Here is a 14,231-nt window from a genome sequence, read left to right on the forward strand (position 1 = left end):
TTAAAATGGAAAATAAAACATTCACCATTTCTGTATATTCAGAAAACAACGTTGGCTTATTAAATAGAATATCTGGAATATTCTTGAAACGCCATATCAATATTTTAAGTTTAAATGTATCCGAATCGGAAATCGAAAGTGTCTCTCGATTTATTATTGTAGTGAATACAACCGAAAAATGGGTGCAAAATATAGTAGGGCAAATTGAAAAGCAAATAGAAGTTATCAAAGCATTTTACCATGTTGATGAAGAAACTATTTTCCTGGAAAATGCTTTGTTTAAAATTGAATCCAGTTTATTATTCGACGAAAAACAGATTCAAAATATCATCAAAGAAAGCCATTCTGAAATAGTAACCGTAGCAAGAGACTTTTTTGTGATTTCAAAATCAGGGCAACGTGCTGAAATAGAAGCATTATACGAAAAATTAAAACCCTTTGGAATCATGCAATTTGTTCGCTCGGGAAGAATTTCCGTTTCAAAAGAAAGAATGCAAATTTCAACACTATTAGAAGAACTTTCATAAAGTGTTCAGTTTGCAGTGTTCAGTCGCCGTGCAGTTTGTCATTCCGACGAAGGAGGAATCTCAACATGATTAGCATCAATTATTAAATTATAAAAATTTACATTCATTAAATATAAAAAAATGGCAAATTATTTCAATTCATTACCACTTAGATTACAATTAGAACAATTAGGCGTTTGCGAATTCATGGATCAATCTGAATTTGTAGACGGAATTAAAGCTTTAGAGGGGAAAAAAGTAGTTGTTGTAGGTTGTGGAGCTCAAGGTTTAAACCAAGGATTAAACATGAGAGATTCAGGATTGGATATTTCTTATGCTTTGCGTGCAGAAGCAATTTCCGAAAAAAGAGCTTCTTATATGAATGCTTCTGATAATGGATTCAAAGTGGGAACTTATGAAGAATTAATCCCAACCGCTGATTTGGTTTGCAACCTTACACCGGATAAACAGCATACGGCTGTCGTAACAGCAATTATGCCTTTGATGAAAAAAGGATCTACATTAGCTTATTCTCACGGGTTTAATATTGTCGAAGAAGGAATGCAAATTCGTAAGGACATTACTGTAATTATGTGTGCTCCAAAATGTCCTGGTTCCGAAGTACGAGAAGAATATAAAAGAGGTTTTGGTGTGCCTACTTTAATCGCGGTTCATCCTGAAAACAATCCCAATGGAGAAGGTTTCGCTCAAGCAAAAGCCTATGCAGTGGCAACAGGCGGTCATAAAGCGGGAGTTTTAAACTCATCATTTGTTGCGGAAGTAAAGTCTGATTTGATGGGAGAACAAACCATTCTTTGTGGAATGTTACAAACAGGTTGTATTTTATGTTTTGATAAAATGGTAGAAAAAGGAATTGAGCCTGCTTATGCTTCGAAGTTAATTCAGTACGGTTGGGAAACAGTAACAGAAGCTTTGAAACATGGTGGAATTACTAATATGATGGATCGTTTATCAAATCCTGCAAAAATTGAAGCTTTCCGTTTGTCTGACGAATTAAAAGAGATCATGCGTCCGTTGTTTCAAAAACACATGGATGATATTATTTCTGGTGAATTTTCAAAAAATATGATGATTGATTGGGCTAATGATGATATTAATTTATTGACTTGGAGAGCTGCAACTGCAGAAACTAACTTCGAGAAAACAGCGCCAACAGCAGCTCCTATTTCAGAGCAAGAGTATTTTGACAATGGAGTATTAATGATTGCCATGGTGAAAGCAGGCGTGGAGTTAGCTTTTGAAACCATGACACAAACAGGAATTATTGAAGAATCGGCGTATTATGAATCGTTGCATGAATTGCCTTTAATAGCGAATACAGTAGCCAGAAAAAAATTACATGAAATGAACAGAATTATTTCGGATACTGCAGAATATGGTTGTTATTTATTTGACCATGCATGTAAACCGCTATTAACGGATTTCATGAAAACGATTGATACAAATGTAATAGGTAAACCTTTTTCAAATTCAAACGGAGTAGAAAATGCGGTTCTTATTGCTGTAAACAAAACAATACGCCAACATCCAATTGAAGAAGTTGGAGAATGGCTAAGAGAATCTATGACCGCTATGAAAAAGATAGGATAAATAAAAATTAGGAATTACCACATGAAAGGGTGTGTGGAATTAGCACTATATCATTTGATTAGATAATATTTTGAATTAGTTAAAATTTATTAAAAAAGCTAAATGATTATGGATGCTTTTACATTCACTTAATTTTAAACGAGCTTAAAGTTGAGTGAAGTAATTCTTAATGAATAATGGGTCTGTAGAATATCCCTTTTGTTTATAGTTGTAAGTTGGTACAGAAAATCTTCCAATATTAATTCCATTTTAGTTGTTTTTTAGGATGTGATTTATTCAATTTATTGGTGATTATAATTGTTGTTAAATTTTGTTGATGCATTAGGTGAGGTAGATTTAAATCTATCTCGCCCTTTTGTGTTTTATAAATTTTGCCGAAAACAATAAAAATTGAACTAATTAGTACCAAAACAGCCTTATAATTTGATAATCTGTATTTTTTTATCGGTATTTATAAAATATATAATTTAAAGAATAGCTAGAGATTTAATACTTTTATAAAAAATTATATTATGAGCTACTACAAAATTGAAAATCTAGAACAATATTTTAAACATTACAATAAATCAGTTCGTGAACCTAGAAAATTTTGGGGTAAAATAGCAGAAGAAAATTTCACTTGGTACCAGCAATGGGATAAAGTTGTTGACTTTAATATGGCTGATGCCGACATTAAATGGTTTACGGAAGCCAAAGTAAATATTGTCAAAAATTGTATTGACAGGCATCTTGCAAAAAGAGGGGAGAAAACGGCAATTATTTTTGAACCTAATGATCCTTCCGAGACCGCATTGCATATTACTTATACTGAATTACATCAACGTGTTTGTAAAATGGCAAATGTATTGCGAGAACAAGGAATAACAAAAGGAGATCGAGTGTGTATCTACTTACCGATGATTCCTGAATTAGCCGTTTCAGTATTGGCTTGTGCAAGAATTGGAGCCATACATTCTGTTGTTTTTGCAGGATTTTCAGCCTCGGCGGTGGCCAGTCGTATCAATGACAGTAGCTGTAAAATGGTTATCACCTCAGATGGAGGTTTTCGTGGAAACAAAACCATTGATTTAAAAGGAATAATTGATGAAGCATTAGAAAAATGTCCTTGTGTCGAAAAAGTTTTAGTAGCCAAGAGAATTCACTCTGATATCACTATGAAAGAAGGACGTGACCAATGGTTGCAACCACTTTTGGATCAAGCTTCAGACAATAATGTAGCCGAAATTATGGATGCTGAAGATCCATTATTTATTTTATACACGTCTGGTTCAACTGGAAAACCGAAGGGAATGGTTCATACTACAGCCGGTTACATGGTCTATACCGCGTATACTTTTAAGAATGTTTTCAATTATGAAGAAAGTGATGTTTTCTGGTGTACTGCCGACATTGGTTGGATTACCGGACATTCCTATATCCTTTACGGACCATTATTGAACGGAGCAACTACTGTACTTTTTGAAGGAGTTCCTTCGTATCCTGACTTCAGCCGTTTTTGGGAGGTAATCGAAAAACATAAAGTGACACAGTTTTATACGGCTCCAACTGCTATTCGTGCTTTGGCAAAAGAAAATGTCAAATTTGTACAAAAATATCCATTGAAGTCGCTGAAAGTAATTGGATCTGTAGGAGAACCAATCAATGAGGAAGCTTGGCACTGGTACAATGACCATGTTGGTGATAAAAGATGTCCTGTTGTAGATACGTGGTGGCAAACAGAAACAGGTGGAATTATGATTTCGCCGTTGGCATTTGTTACACCAACAAAACCAACATACGCTTCTTTGCCTTTACCTGGAATCCAACCTGTTCTTATGGATGATAAGCGCAATGAAATAGAAGATAATCAAGTGACGGGAAGCCTATGTATTAAGTTTCCGTGGCCAGGAATTGCTCGAACTATTTGGGGGGACCACCAGCGCTATAAAGACACCTATTTTTCGGCCTTTCCAGGGAAATTTTTTACGGGAGACGGTGCATTACGCGATGAAGTGGGCTACTATAGAATTACGGGTCGTGTCGATGATGTAATAATTGTTTCAGGACACAATCTAGGAACAGCACCCATAGAAGACGCAATTAATGAGCATCCAGCCGTTGCTGAGTCAGCAATTGTCGGTTTCCCACATGACATCAAAGGGAATGCTTTATATGGCTTTGTTATTTTGAAAGAAATGGGAGAAACCAGAAACAAAGAAAATCTAGCTAAAGAAATTAATCAACATATTTCAGATCATATTGGACCAATAGCTAAATTAGATAAAATCCAGTTTGTTTCTGGTTTGCCAAAAACCCGTTCTGGAAAAATTATGAGGCGAATCCTTCGAAAGATTGCCGAAGGAGATTATTCTAATTTTGGAGATACATCAACGCTGTTGAATCCTGAGATTGTAGAGGAAATTAAAAATAATAAAGTATAATTAAACTGAAGGTTGAGAATCATCTAAATGATTTTCAACTTTTTTTTTGCTTACAACAAAGAGATAAATTAAATAGAAAGAACCAAAATGAAGTAATCTATCTAAACTATTTAAAACAATATTGTGTACAAAATAAGTGCCAATGGCGGCAAAAACATCATTAAAAATAAGGGCAAAGGCTCCGAAAAAGAAATAGTATGCTTTTCTATCTCCAAATTTACTTAAGTACAATACGGCCGTAACACCTAAAAATACAGTAATGATGGCATTAAAAACTAAAATAATATTAAGATATTGATCACCAATGGCAGATATCAAAATATACAAAATTAGCAGTAAAAACATGCAATTTAGTAGTAATATAAAAAGTGTAAATCCACTAGGCAGTGTGTATAATTTACTTCTTTTAATGGATCGATAACCTAATCGTATTAAAGATAAATAGCAAAAAAAAGAGGCTACCATGGCTGCTCTAAACAAGTGTGCTGAATCCTCCCAAAACAAGATTAAAAGCTGGTAAGCATAAAAAAAGGATACAAATAAAAAATAGTTCAATGTAAGCTGCTTGCCATTAGTTAGTACGGCATAGCCAATAAAGATTGGTATAATAAAAGGTTTTATAAAAATTACTAGACTGGGATCAAAAAGAATCCCTGCACAATAATAAACTACCACCAAAATAATAGTTAGTGAAAGTAATACTCGCTTAATAGTGGTTTTTTTCATAGTTAAAACAAATCTAGTACTTTATATTTTTTATTACAAAATTTGTGTAAAAATTTAGAGCATTTTAAAACGCTTTATAGATCTAAATTCTTAAGTTTACCACTATGATACAAAATTCAATAGTTATTGTTGGTGGCGGTTTGGCAGGACTAATTGCTGCAATCCATCTTAAAAATAATAACTATACTGTTTTAGTAATCGAAAAAAATGAATTTCCCAAACACAAGGTCTGTGGCGAATACATTTCTAATGAAGTTTTACCTTATCTAATATCACTTGGTTTAGAGATTAATTCGATGCTTCCTAAACACATTGATACACTTTCCTTTTCATTAGTTTCTGGAAAATCTTTAAACACAGTTTTGCCTTTGGGCGGATTTGGGATAAGTAGGTATCAATTAGATAACTATTTATATCACCAAGCGAAAGAGCGTGGTTGTGTAATTGTTCAAGAGACGGTAAATGATATTGAATTTTTAGACGGTACATTTACAGTCACCACAAATTCGAATACCTATGCTACATCAATTGTACTTGGAGCTTTTGGAAAAAGATCCAATCTAGACATCAAATTAAAACGTAACTTTATTCAAAAACAATCACATTGGTTAGGTGTTAAGGCTCATTATAAGCTAGATTTTCCAGATGACTGTGTTGGTTTACATCATTTTAAGGGAGGCTATTGTGGTGTGTCTAAAATAGAAAATAATTTAGTAAATATATGTTATCTTGCCAATTATGACACATTCAAAAAGTACAAGTCTATTGAAGAGTATCAAACTCACGTAGTTTATCAAAATCCAAATTTGAAAGAAATTTTTAAAAATGCTACCATACAATTTGAAAAGCCTTTAACAATTAGTCAAGTTTCATTTGAAGAAAAAAAATGTATAGAAGAGCATATACTTATGATTGGTGATACCGCCGGATTGATTCATCCTTTGTGTGGAAACGGAATGGCAATGGCTATTCACAGTGCAAAACTAGCGGCGGAAAATACAATACATTTTTTAGAAAATAAAATTGATAGAGCCACCTTAGAAGATAATTATTTAAACGATTGGAATAAAAATTTTAAAAAAAGATTGCAAACAGGTCGTCGGTTAGGAAAGCTATTACAACATGAAAAAACAGCACAAATTGTACTGAAAATTTTGATACTTTTCCCATTCCTTCTGCCAATGATAATAAAAAAAACGCATGGTAAACCTATATAAATGGCTATAAACACAACGCACAGAACCAATGATTCCGAAATAATGGATGACTTTCTGCTCGAAGGAGAAGAATTAAGAGATGCCTTGGATAAAATAGCTAAAATTAATCAGCTTTTAGGAGGAAATCAGTTAACTTTAAAAGGAGTAAGGGAACTAATTGCCAAAGAATCCAAATCAAAAGAAATTGTAATTCTTGATGTAGGTTGCGGTAATGGTGATATGTTAAGGACTTTAGCCGATTTTGGATTAAAAAATAATTTGAAATTCCGATTGATAGGAATTGACGCTAATAATTTCACCATTTCACATGCTCGAAAATTATCTGAAGATTATCCCAACATCAGCTACCAATGTCTAGATATTTTCAGACCTTCATTTGCAGAATTAAAATATGATATCGTTCTGTGCACTTTGACATTGCACCATTTCAAAGACGATGAAATTGTTCAGTTGTTGAATGTATTTGAAAGCAATGCAAGTATAGGCATAGTGATCAATGATTTACATCGAAGTGCAATTGCATACCGCTTGTTTCAAGGATTATGTTTTGTGTTTCAATTGAACGACATGTCAAGAGAAGATGGATTGACTTCAATATTAAGGGGTTTTAAAAAGGAAGAGTTAGTTCGTTTCTCCAAAAAATTAAACTTTATCAACTATAAAATTCATTGGAAATGGGCTTTTCGCTACCAATGGATAATTTCAAAAATATGAGTGTAAAAATTAAAACCGTAACAAAACAGTTACCAAAATATTCCAGAAATACAGATGAAATACTTCCTTTTTTGGATTCCTGGTTAGTAGGGCAAGACGAACGTTTCATTAGAAAAGTAAAGAAGATTTTTGAAGGAGCAGCTGTAGATAAAAGATATTCCATTATGGATCCAATTGAAGTATTTACAAAAACTTCATTTGAAGAAAGAAATGATATCTATGTTCGTGAAGTCATTGACTTAGGGAAAAAGGTTCTCGAAAAAGCACTGACAAAAGCCAATTGGAATCCAGAAGATTTAGATTACATCATTACAGTCAGTTGTACCGGTATTATGATTCCTTCACTGGATGCCTATTTGATAAACAAATTAAAATTACGTCAGGATATTGTTCGCCTTCCCGTTACTGAAATGGGTTGTGCAGCTGGAATTTCTGGGATTATATATGCTAAGAATTTCTTGCAAGCCAATCCAGGAAAACGAGCTGCTGTCATTGCAGTTGAAAGTCCAACGGCAACCTTTCAATTAGATGATTTTTCGATGGCAAATATTGTAAGTGCAGCTATTTTTGGTGATGGAGCGGCTTGTGTGTTGCTATCTTCTCATGAAGATGATGAAGGCCCGGAAATTGTAGCGGAGGAGATGTATCATTTCTATGATAACATTCACATGATGGGTTTTAAACTAACGAATTCAGGATTGCAAATGGTTTTAGATATTGAAGTGCCAGAAACAATTGCTTCTCATTTTCCAGCTATTATTTATCCGTTTTTAGAAAAAAACAATTTAAAAATAGAAGATATTGATCATTTAATATTTCATCCCGGTGGAAAAAAAATTGTACAAACAGTAGAAAGTTTGTTTTCGAGTATGGGAAAAAATATCGATGATACGAAAGAAGTTTTGCGCTTATATGGAAACATGTCTAGTGCCACAGTTTTATATGTTTTAGAGCAAATAATGGAGAAGCAGCCTAAAAAAGGAGACAAAGGATTAATGTTAAGTTTTGGCCCTGGATTTTCCGCACAACGGGTTTTGTTACAGTTTTAAATCAGTGTTCAAAAATATGACTAACCAAGAAATTATAGCAAAATTACCGTATTCCAAACCGTTTTTGTTTGTGGACGAAATTCTTCATATCAACGAAAATGGAGTAGAAGGTACGTATTATTTTGACGAGAATCTGGATTTTTACAAAGGACATTTTAAAGATAACCCGATAACTCCAGGAGTTATCCTAACAGAAGTAATGGCGCAAATTGGATTGGTTTGTTTAGGAATTTTTCTATTAGATGATTCATTTAATAAAGCTACTTCAATTGCCTTAACATCATCAGAAATAGAGTTTTTAAAACCGGTATTTCCTACTGAAAGAGTGACTGTAATTTCAGAAAAAATATACTTTAGATTCGGAAAATTAAAATGTAAAGTCATTATGAAAAATGAAAAAGGAGAAGAGGTTTGTACGGGAACAATAGCAGGAATAATGGTTTCAAAGAGTGAAATATCTTAATGACTTAATGGTTTAAAATTAATTTTTGTATGGAAAAACGAGTAGTTATAACGGGTCTTGGTGTTGTTGCTCCAAATGGAGTAGGGCTTGATGTGTTTACTCATGCTATCAAAAATGGAATTTCAGGGATTAAGCACGATACAGAGTTGGAGCGATTACAATTTTCTTGTCAAATTGCTGGAAAACCTGAAATTTCTACTGAACTGGCATTGCAATATTTCTCAGAATTAGAGTTACGAAACTTCAATTCAACTGGGATTTTATATGGGGTGATTGCAGGAATAGATGCTTGGAAAGATGCTGGTTTGACTTTAGAAAATAACGAAGAACCGGATTGGGACAGCGGAACTATTTTTGGAACTGGAACTTCAGGAATTGATAAATTTCGCGAAAGCATTTATAAAATAGATGATTTTCAAACACGACGGTTGGGAAGTACGGCCGTAGCACAAACGATGAATAGTGGTGTAAGTGCTTACTTAGGTGGGAAATTAGGATTAGGGAATCAAGTGACAACTAATTCTTCTGCCTGTACAACAGGAACCGAAAGTATATTGATGGCTTATGAACGAATTAAATTAGGTCAGGCCAAACGCATTTTAGCAGGGAGTACCAGTGACTCTGGACCGTATATTTGGGGTGGTTTTGATGCCATGCGCGTGTGTACTTTCAAACATAATGACGCACCAGAACAAGGCTCGAGACCCATGAGTGCTAGTGCTTCGGGATTTGTTCCAGGTAGCGGAGCAGGGGCTTTGGTTCTAGAAGATTTAGAAACTGCTTTGGCTCGTGGTGCCCGAATTTACGCTGAAGTCTTAGGAGGAAACATCAATTCTGGAGGGCAACGGGGATTGGGAACCATGACGGCGCCAAATCCAATGGCGGTACAAAGGTGTATTAAAAATGCTATAGCAAATGCTGGAATAGATGCAAACGAGATTGATGCCATCAACGGCCATTTGACTGCAACTTCTAAAGATGGTTTAGAAATTCAGAATTGGAGCGAAGCTTTAGAACGAAAAGGGAAAGACTTTCCTTATATAAATTCCTTAAAATCAATGGTAGGTCATTGCCTGTCTGGAGCGGGAAGTATTGAAAGTGTAGCATCGGTATTGCAATTAGATCAAGGATTTGTTTTTCCGAATATTAATTGCGACGATTTGCACGCCGAAATCACAGCACTCATCGATGAGTCCAAGATTCCAAAAGAATTGATAAAAAAAGAACTAAATATAATTGCTAAAGCCAGTTTTGGTTTTGGAGATGTCAATGGTTGTGTGATTTTTAAAAAATGGAAAGCGGCATAGCCTTAAAGACCTAATTTATCACGTCAGTCCTTTCTTCACAAACAAAGTAGTAAAGCTAAAATAAATTAACAGAAATAACACATCAAATAAATGATAAGTAAGCAAGAAATAATCGAGCAATTGAAAACCATCGTAAAACCGTATGTACAAAATCAGGAATCATTTGATGCCCTTACAGAGGAAACCGATTTTATCAATGATTTAAAAATAAATTCAGCTAACCTTGTCGATGTGATTCTAGATATCGAAGAGAAATACAATATAATAATTGATAATGAATCGATGGAAAAAATGATAAATGTAAAAGCGGCGATGGAAATTGTTGCAATAAAACTAGCTGAAAAGTAGAGTACAAGTATTAAAACGATTCTCTTTTATTGTTCCAAACTAAAACTAGCAAATGATAGGAAACGATATTGTAGATTTGGCTTTAGCTAAGAAAGAAAGCAACTGGCAACGGAACCGTTTTTTAGACAAAATTTTTACAGAAAACGAGCAACTGCTTATTGCTAATGCCTTAAATCCAGAGATAATGGTTTGGAACTTATGGACTAGAAAAGAAGCTGCTTATAAAATCTACAATCGGGAAACGGGAATCAGAGGCTATATTCCGTTGCAATTAGACTGTTGGTACGAAAGTGAAAATTTAGGAACCGTTTCTTGCAATGGCTTTACATACCATACGCAAACACAAATTTCAAACGAATCAGTTTATACTATTGCTGTTGCTAAAAAAATGTATTTTAGTCAAATTAAGAAGATAGAATTAGAAACAAAAATCACCAAAATCAATGGTATTCCATTTGTTAAAGACATTTCAAGTTTAATTGTAAGCCCTGTTTCAATTACACATCATGGGCGGTTTTGGGAGGGAATAATGCTTGTTGAATAGATTGAAAGCTACTTTATGCCCAATCTCGATTTTAACTTTAAAAATAACAAAGCAGTTTTATACGCATCTTCGGCTGCTGAATTTCGATCGCTTTTAGGAATATTGTAGGCAGTGCAAAGTTCATCTAGGGAAAATTGCTTGTCGTTAATATCATTTAGTTTTCGATGCATAACAACAATGTCTAATGCTTCATTTTTTAAGCGCCCACAATCTAACCTTTCTAAAGCAGCGTTAATCATCTCGACATCAAAATCGATATGATGTCCAACTAAAGTGGAATTCCCTATAAAATCGATAAATGCTTTTATAGCATCCGGCTCTCCTAGTTTTTTCATTTTACTCTCTACCAGAAATTCATTAGAAAGACCATTATCATGGAAAAATTTATATTGTAATAAAACCGCTTCAAAACTGTCACCTATAATGATACTGCTGTCAATTACTGCAAAAGAACCAATAGATAAAATAACATCTTTATCTGTATTTAAACCAGAGGTTTCTGTTGATAAAACAACATATCGAGATGATTTTTTATCAAATTTTGAAACATAATTTTTCCAAAATTCAGGGTGTTCTTTATTAATATTTTTTAGCCAGTCTAACATGATTATGAAAATTGTGTAAGTTGAAATTTTCCTTTTATAAGTTCTTCTAATTCCCTCATAGGAGCTAATGCATTTTTTAATTTTTCACGATCAATTTTTGATAATTCTTCCAAATTTATAAATTGGCCTGAATTGTCATTTTTTAGACCTTCTGATATTCTAAATTTTGATAAAGTCAAAAAGGCTTCGGCACAATTAAGATAAATTTCAGCATGTTTTGGGTCTGTGATTGATAGTTGTTTGAATCTTTGGAACGTATTATTAATGCCTCTAATATCAAAATACAAAGCAAAAAGTCTCGCGCCATCAATTAATGGCATCAAGGCCCGTGTTTTAATATCAAATTTGTCTTTATTGACTCCCTCTTCTTCAACATTGAATTTTTTGAAAAAAGTTAATGGAGAGTTTTTTCGTAATGCATCGTTTCCAAGAAAGTCAAAAAACAAAGTGTTGTTTTTTGCATTTTTGAAAACGACATTTCCAATCGCATCTTCAATTTTTTGTTCTCCAAAAGTGATTTCATAATCAAAGAAAATACTGCTTAAATCATTACTGTTTTCACCTGGAGTATTCATCCAACTATCGTACTGTTTTATCCAGTCTGTCAAAGACTTACACCATAACATATTACTTCCCATGTGTCCGTTTGGACAAAGTTCGTAACCAATTTTTTCAAGCGTGGCCGTCGTTCTTTTTCCCAACTTTAAGAAATAGTCTTTTACCTCTCGATATTTGTCCGCAGACACATCTTCAAAGATCAAAATACTATCTTGATCCGTTAATAATAATTGTTCTTTTCTACCTTGACTTCCTATACTCAACCAGGCAAAACGGGCAGGAGGTGAGCCTAAATCTAAAATCGATAATTCAACTGTACGTTTAATGATTGCCAAATTGATTTCGCTGGCAATATTAAATACGTGAGAAAGCGGTATATTTTTTGAAATGGACGTCTGAATTAAATCAGTTAACCGTTCCCGAATTTGTTTTAATTCTTTTGATGATTGACAGCGTTTAATTTCTTTGATTAAAACCCCTGGATTATTAGCTTGCGCAAGAATTAAATCGTGTTCACTAATAATTCCTTTAACAATAGATTTATCGGTACCATCTTGAGTTACACACAAATGAGTCACATTATATTTTAGCATCAGCAATTGCGCTTCGGCTAAAGAAACATTTTCCAATACTGTAATTACAGGCGAAGACATTATTTTAGCAACAGAGGCAGTCAGAGGAAATCGTCCCGTGGCAACTTTAGAGCGCATATCGGCGTCTGTAATAATACCTAAAGGAATATTATTGTCACAAACGACAATATTATTCTTTAAAGCTTCGGTCATTAATTGCGCAACTTCTTGAACTATAGCGCTACTATTGGTTTTTAAGGGCGAAGTGTTGTAAGATAAAGTTTGAAAGTATTGCATTTCGGACTGTTGATCTGAATAAAAAACGTTGTCAGAGATCAATTTTCCTATTAAATTTTCTTTATCCTTGGGATTCCGCGTGTTCACAGCAAAACTTTCCAATAAAAAATTTAAAACTTCTGCATTATTGGCTACAAAAGGCCGAAAAGTAGCAATAGGAATGGCATAAACAATGCTTTCTTCTCTTGCTTTTGCCGTCATCATGTAATTGTTTTTAGCAAAAAATGGACGCAAACCAAAAATATCTCCTTCGTTACATTTGTTCAATAGTGTTTCCTCTGCATCAGCAATCACAGATAAATTGATCACACCAGAGGCGACAACATAAAAACTATCGTGCAAAAGATCATTTACCTGGAACAATATTTTGTGTTTTTCTAAATTTACCACTCGGATACTGGTCGCAATTATTGATAACTCTACAAAAGTCAAATGATTAAATGGTGGGTATTCCTTTAAAAAGTCAGCAATGTGTTCCGCAATTGTATTCATAGTTTGCAAATAAAGAATGTATATTTTTGTAAAAATAACAAAATTTAAAATTATAACGCAGCCATTTATCAGGCAAAACTATTAATTTTTAAATTACTTAATATTTTCATAAAATAAACAAGAATGACAATGAATTAAATTGCCTTTTTTTACTTTTATAACTTAAACTTAAACATTTTAAATCATGAAAGGAATTAGAAAAATGCATTTTTCACTTATCGCCTTATTCATTGTGAATATTATTGCTGCTCAAGGAAAACCTACAAGCAGTAAAGAAGTAGCTACAGGAAAAATAAATGGTGCTACCATTACTATTAATTACGGCAGTCCGTCGGTAAATGCAAGAAAAATTTGGGGCGCTTTAGTACCATTTAATAAAGTTTGGCGTGCCGGAGCAAACGACGCAACTACTTTTGAAACAGATAAAGAGGTAACAATTGAAGGAGCAAAATTGCCAGCAGGGAAATATTCCTTTTTTATTGTGCCCAGTGAAAAAGAATGTGTAATCATCTTTAACAAAGAAGCAAAACAATGGGGAGCTTACGATTACAAAGAAAAAGAAGATCAATTGCGTGTGACAGTAAAACAAAAAGTAGCTAAATCAACCGCTGAAAAATTAGTGTATACCGTGAATGCTAATAATGTTACGCTAAGTTGGGAAAATTGGAATATTCCAATCAGTGTTAAATAATAGTGGATAATAAATATTTTGAGGTGTTCGGATAATTACTTATACTTTTTATGTAAATTTAAAGAATGGAAAAATTTACAGGAGAAAGTATTTTAGAATTCACCGATAAGT

At 33.6% G+C, this 14,231-nt stretch carries 14 protein-coding genes; 11 read left to right on the forward strand and 3 right to left on the reverse strand.

Annotation, left to right across the window (positions count from 1 at the left end; translation table 11 throughout):
• Positions 1 to 5 precede the first annotated feature (5 nt).
• The 3 genes from ilvN (at position 6) to acs (ending at position 4,537) form a co-directional block, all read left to right on the forward strand.
• Positions 6 to 527 carry an acetolactate synthase small subunit gene (gene ilvN / locus IWX83_RS08505; RefSeq protein ID WP_073351130.1) on the forward strand — a complete coding sequence of 174 codons (522 nt, stop codon included), beginning with the start codon at positions 6 to 8 and terminating at the stop codon, positions 525 to 527.
• Positions 528 to 647: 120 nt separating this feature from the next.
• Complete coding sequence (ilvC, locus tag IWX83_RS08510; RefSeq protein ID WP_196829015.1) at positions 648 to 2,117, forward strand: ketol-acid reductoisomerase; 1,470 nt, start codon at positions 648 to 650, stop codon at positions 2,115 to 2,117.
• 512 nt (positions 2,118 to 2,629) lie between these two features.
• Positions 2,630 to 4,537, forward strand: a complete 1,908-nt coding sequence (gene acs / locus IWX83_RS08515) for an acetate--CoA ligase (RefSeq protein WP_073351134.1) — start codon at positions 2,630 to 2,632, stop codon at positions 4,535 to 4,537.
• On the opposite strand, the gene IWX83_RS08520 is transcribed toward acs, so the two are convergent.
• The gene (locus tag IWX83_RS08520) at positions 4,538 to 5,263 is read right to left on the reverse strand and encodes a hypothetical protein (protein WP_196829017.1); all 726 of its coding nucleotides are present in this window, start codon (positions 5,261 to 5,263) and stop codon (positions 4,538 to 4,540) included.
• Between the two features lie 104 nt (positions 5,264 to 5,367).
• Between IWX83_RS08520 and IWX83_RS08525 the strand changes: the two genes are divergently transcribed.
• The 7 genes from IWX83_RS08525 to IWX83_RS08555 all read left to right on the forward strand — a co-directional run bounded on the left by IWX83_RS08525 (position 5,368) and on the right by IWX83_RS08555 (position 10,905).
• Positions 5,368 to 6,480 carry an NAD(P)/FAD-dependent oxidoreductase gene (locus IWX83_RS08525; protein WP_073351139.1) on the forward strand — a complete coding sequence of 371 codons (1,113 nt, stop codon included), beginning with the start codon at positions 5,368 to 5,370 and terminating at the stop codon, positions 6,478 to 6,480.
• Positions 6,481 to 7,194, forward strand: coding sequence for a methyltransferase domain-containing protein (locus tag IWX83_RS08530; protein WP_073351142.1), 714 nt, complete (start codon positions 6,481 to 6,483; stop codon positions 7,192 to 7,194).
• The gene (locus tag IWX83_RS08535; RefSeq protein WP_196829031.1) at positions 7,191 to 8,243 is read left to right on the forward strand and encodes a type III polyketide synthase; all 1,053 of its coding nucleotides are present in this window, start codon (positions 7,191 to 7,193) and stop codon (positions 8,241 to 8,243) included. The genes IWX83_RS08530 and IWX83_RS08535 overlap by 4 nt, the downstream gene beginning before the upstream one ends.
• Before the next feature lie 16 nt (positions 8,244 to 8,259).
• Entirely contained in the window at positions 8,260 to 8,706 is a 447-nt protein-coding gene (locus IWX83_RS08540) for a 3-hydroxyacyl-ACP dehydratase FabZ family protein (protein WP_196829019.1), read from the forward strand.
• Positions 8,707 to 8,735: 29 nt separating this feature from the next.
• Positions 8,736 to 10,013 carry a beta-ketoacyl synthase gene (locus tag IWX83_RS08545; RefSeq protein WP_196829021.1) on the forward strand — a complete coding sequence of 426 codons (1,278 nt, stop codon included), beginning with the start codon at positions 8,736 to 8,738 and terminating at the stop codon, positions 10,011 to 10,013.
• A gap of 93 nt (positions 10,014 to 10,106) precedes the next feature.
• A complete protein-coding gene (locus IWX83_RS08550; RefSeq protein ID WP_196829033.1) occupies positions 10,107 to 10,361 on the forward strand; it encodes an acyl carrier protein in 255 nt (84 codons plus the stop codon).
• Positions 10,362 to 10,413: 52 nt separating this feature from the next.
• Positions 10,414 to 10,905: a 4'-phosphopantetheinyl transferase superfamily protein gene (locus IWX83_RS08555; protein WP_196829023.1), complete on the forward strand. Its 492-nt coding sequence runs from the start codon at positions 10,414 to 10,416 to the stop codon at positions 10,903 to 10,905.
• An 8-nt stretch (positions 10,906 to 10,913) separates the two neighbouring features.
• Here the strand turns inward: IWX83_RS08555 and IWX83_RS08560 are convergent, their stop codons facing one another.
• Both IWX83_RS08560 and IWX83_RS08565 read right to left on the reverse strand, forming a co-directional pair.
• Positions 10,914 to 11,510, reverse strand: a complete 597-nt coding sequence (locus tag IWX83_RS08560) for a PolC-type DNA polymerase III (RefSeq protein WP_196829025.1) — start codon at positions 11,508 to 11,510, stop codon at positions 10,914 to 10,916.
• 2 nt (positions 11,511 to 11,512) lie between these two features.
• Complete coding sequence (locus tag IWX83_RS08565; protein WP_196829027.1) at positions 11,513 to 13,429, reverse strand: DUF294 nucleotidyltransferase-like domain-containing protein; 1,917 nt, start codon at positions 13,427 to 13,429, stop codon at positions 11,513 to 11,515.
• A gap of 184 nt (positions 13,430 to 13,613) precedes the next feature.
• Between IWX83_RS08565 and IWX83_RS08570 the strand changes: the two genes are divergently transcribed.
• Entirely contained in the window at positions 13,614 to 14,120 is a 507-nt protein-coding gene (locus IWX83_RS08570) for a DUF2911 domain-containing protein (protein ID WP_073351159.1), read from the forward strand.
• Positions 14,121 to 14,231 lie beyond the last annotated feature (111 nt).

The sequence above is a fragment of the Flavobacterium sp. CG_9.1 genome, assembly GCF_015751645.1.
In the GTDB taxonomy this organism is placed as follows: domain Bacteria; phylum Bacteroidota; class Bacteroidia; order Flavobacteriales; family Flavobacteriaceae; genus Flavobacterium; species Flavobacterium xanthum.

Coding starts and splice junctions, on each gene's coding strand:
- ilvN (WP_073351130.1), top strand. CDS start 6: ATGGAAAATAAAACATTCACCATTTCTGTATATTCAGAAAACAACGTT.
- ilvC (WP_196829015.1), top strand. CDS start 648: ATGGCAAATTATTTCAATTCATTACCACTTAGATTACAATTAGAACAA.
- acs (WP_073351134.1), top strand. CDS start 2,630: ATGAGCTACTACAAAATTGAAAATCTAGAACAATATTTTAAACATTAC.
- IWX83_RS08520 (WP_196829017.1), bottom strand. CDS start 5,263: ATGAAAAAAACCACTATTAAGCGAGTATTACTTTCACTAACTATTATT.
- IWX83_RS08525 (WP_073351139.1), top strand. CDS start 5,368: ATGATACAAAATTCAATAGTTATTGTTGGTGGCGGTTTGGCAGGACTA.
- IWX83_RS08530 (WP_073351142.1), top strand. CDS start 6,481: ATGGCTATAAACACAACGCACAGAACCAATGATTCCGAAATAATGGAT.
- IWX83_RS08535 (WP_196829031.1), top strand. CDS start 7,191: ATGAGTGTAAAAATTAAAACCGTAACAAAACAGTTACCAAAATATTCC.
- IWX83_RS08540 (WP_196829019.1), top strand. CDS start 8,260: ATGACTAACCAAGAAATTATAGCAAAATTACCGTATTCCAAACCGTTT.
- IWX83_RS08545 (WP_196829021.1), top strand. CDS start 8,736: ATGGAAAAACGAGTAGTTATAACGGGTCTTGGTGTTGTTGCTCCAAAT.
- IWX83_RS08555 (WP_196829023.1), top strand. CDS start 10,414: ATGATAGGAAACGATATTGTAGATTTGGCTTTAGCTAAGAAAGAAAGC.
- IWX83_RS08560 (WP_196829025.1), bottom strand. CDS start 11,510: ATGTTAGACTGGCTAAAAAATATTAATAAAGAACACCCTGAATTTTGG.
- IWX83_RS08565 (WP_196829027.1), bottom strand. CDS start 13,429: ATGAATACAATTGCGGAACACATTGCTGACTTTTTAAAGGAATACCCA.
- IWX83_RS08570 (WP_073351159.1), top strand. CDS start 13,614: ATGAAAGGAATTAGAAAAATGCATTTTTCACTTATCGCCTTATTCATT.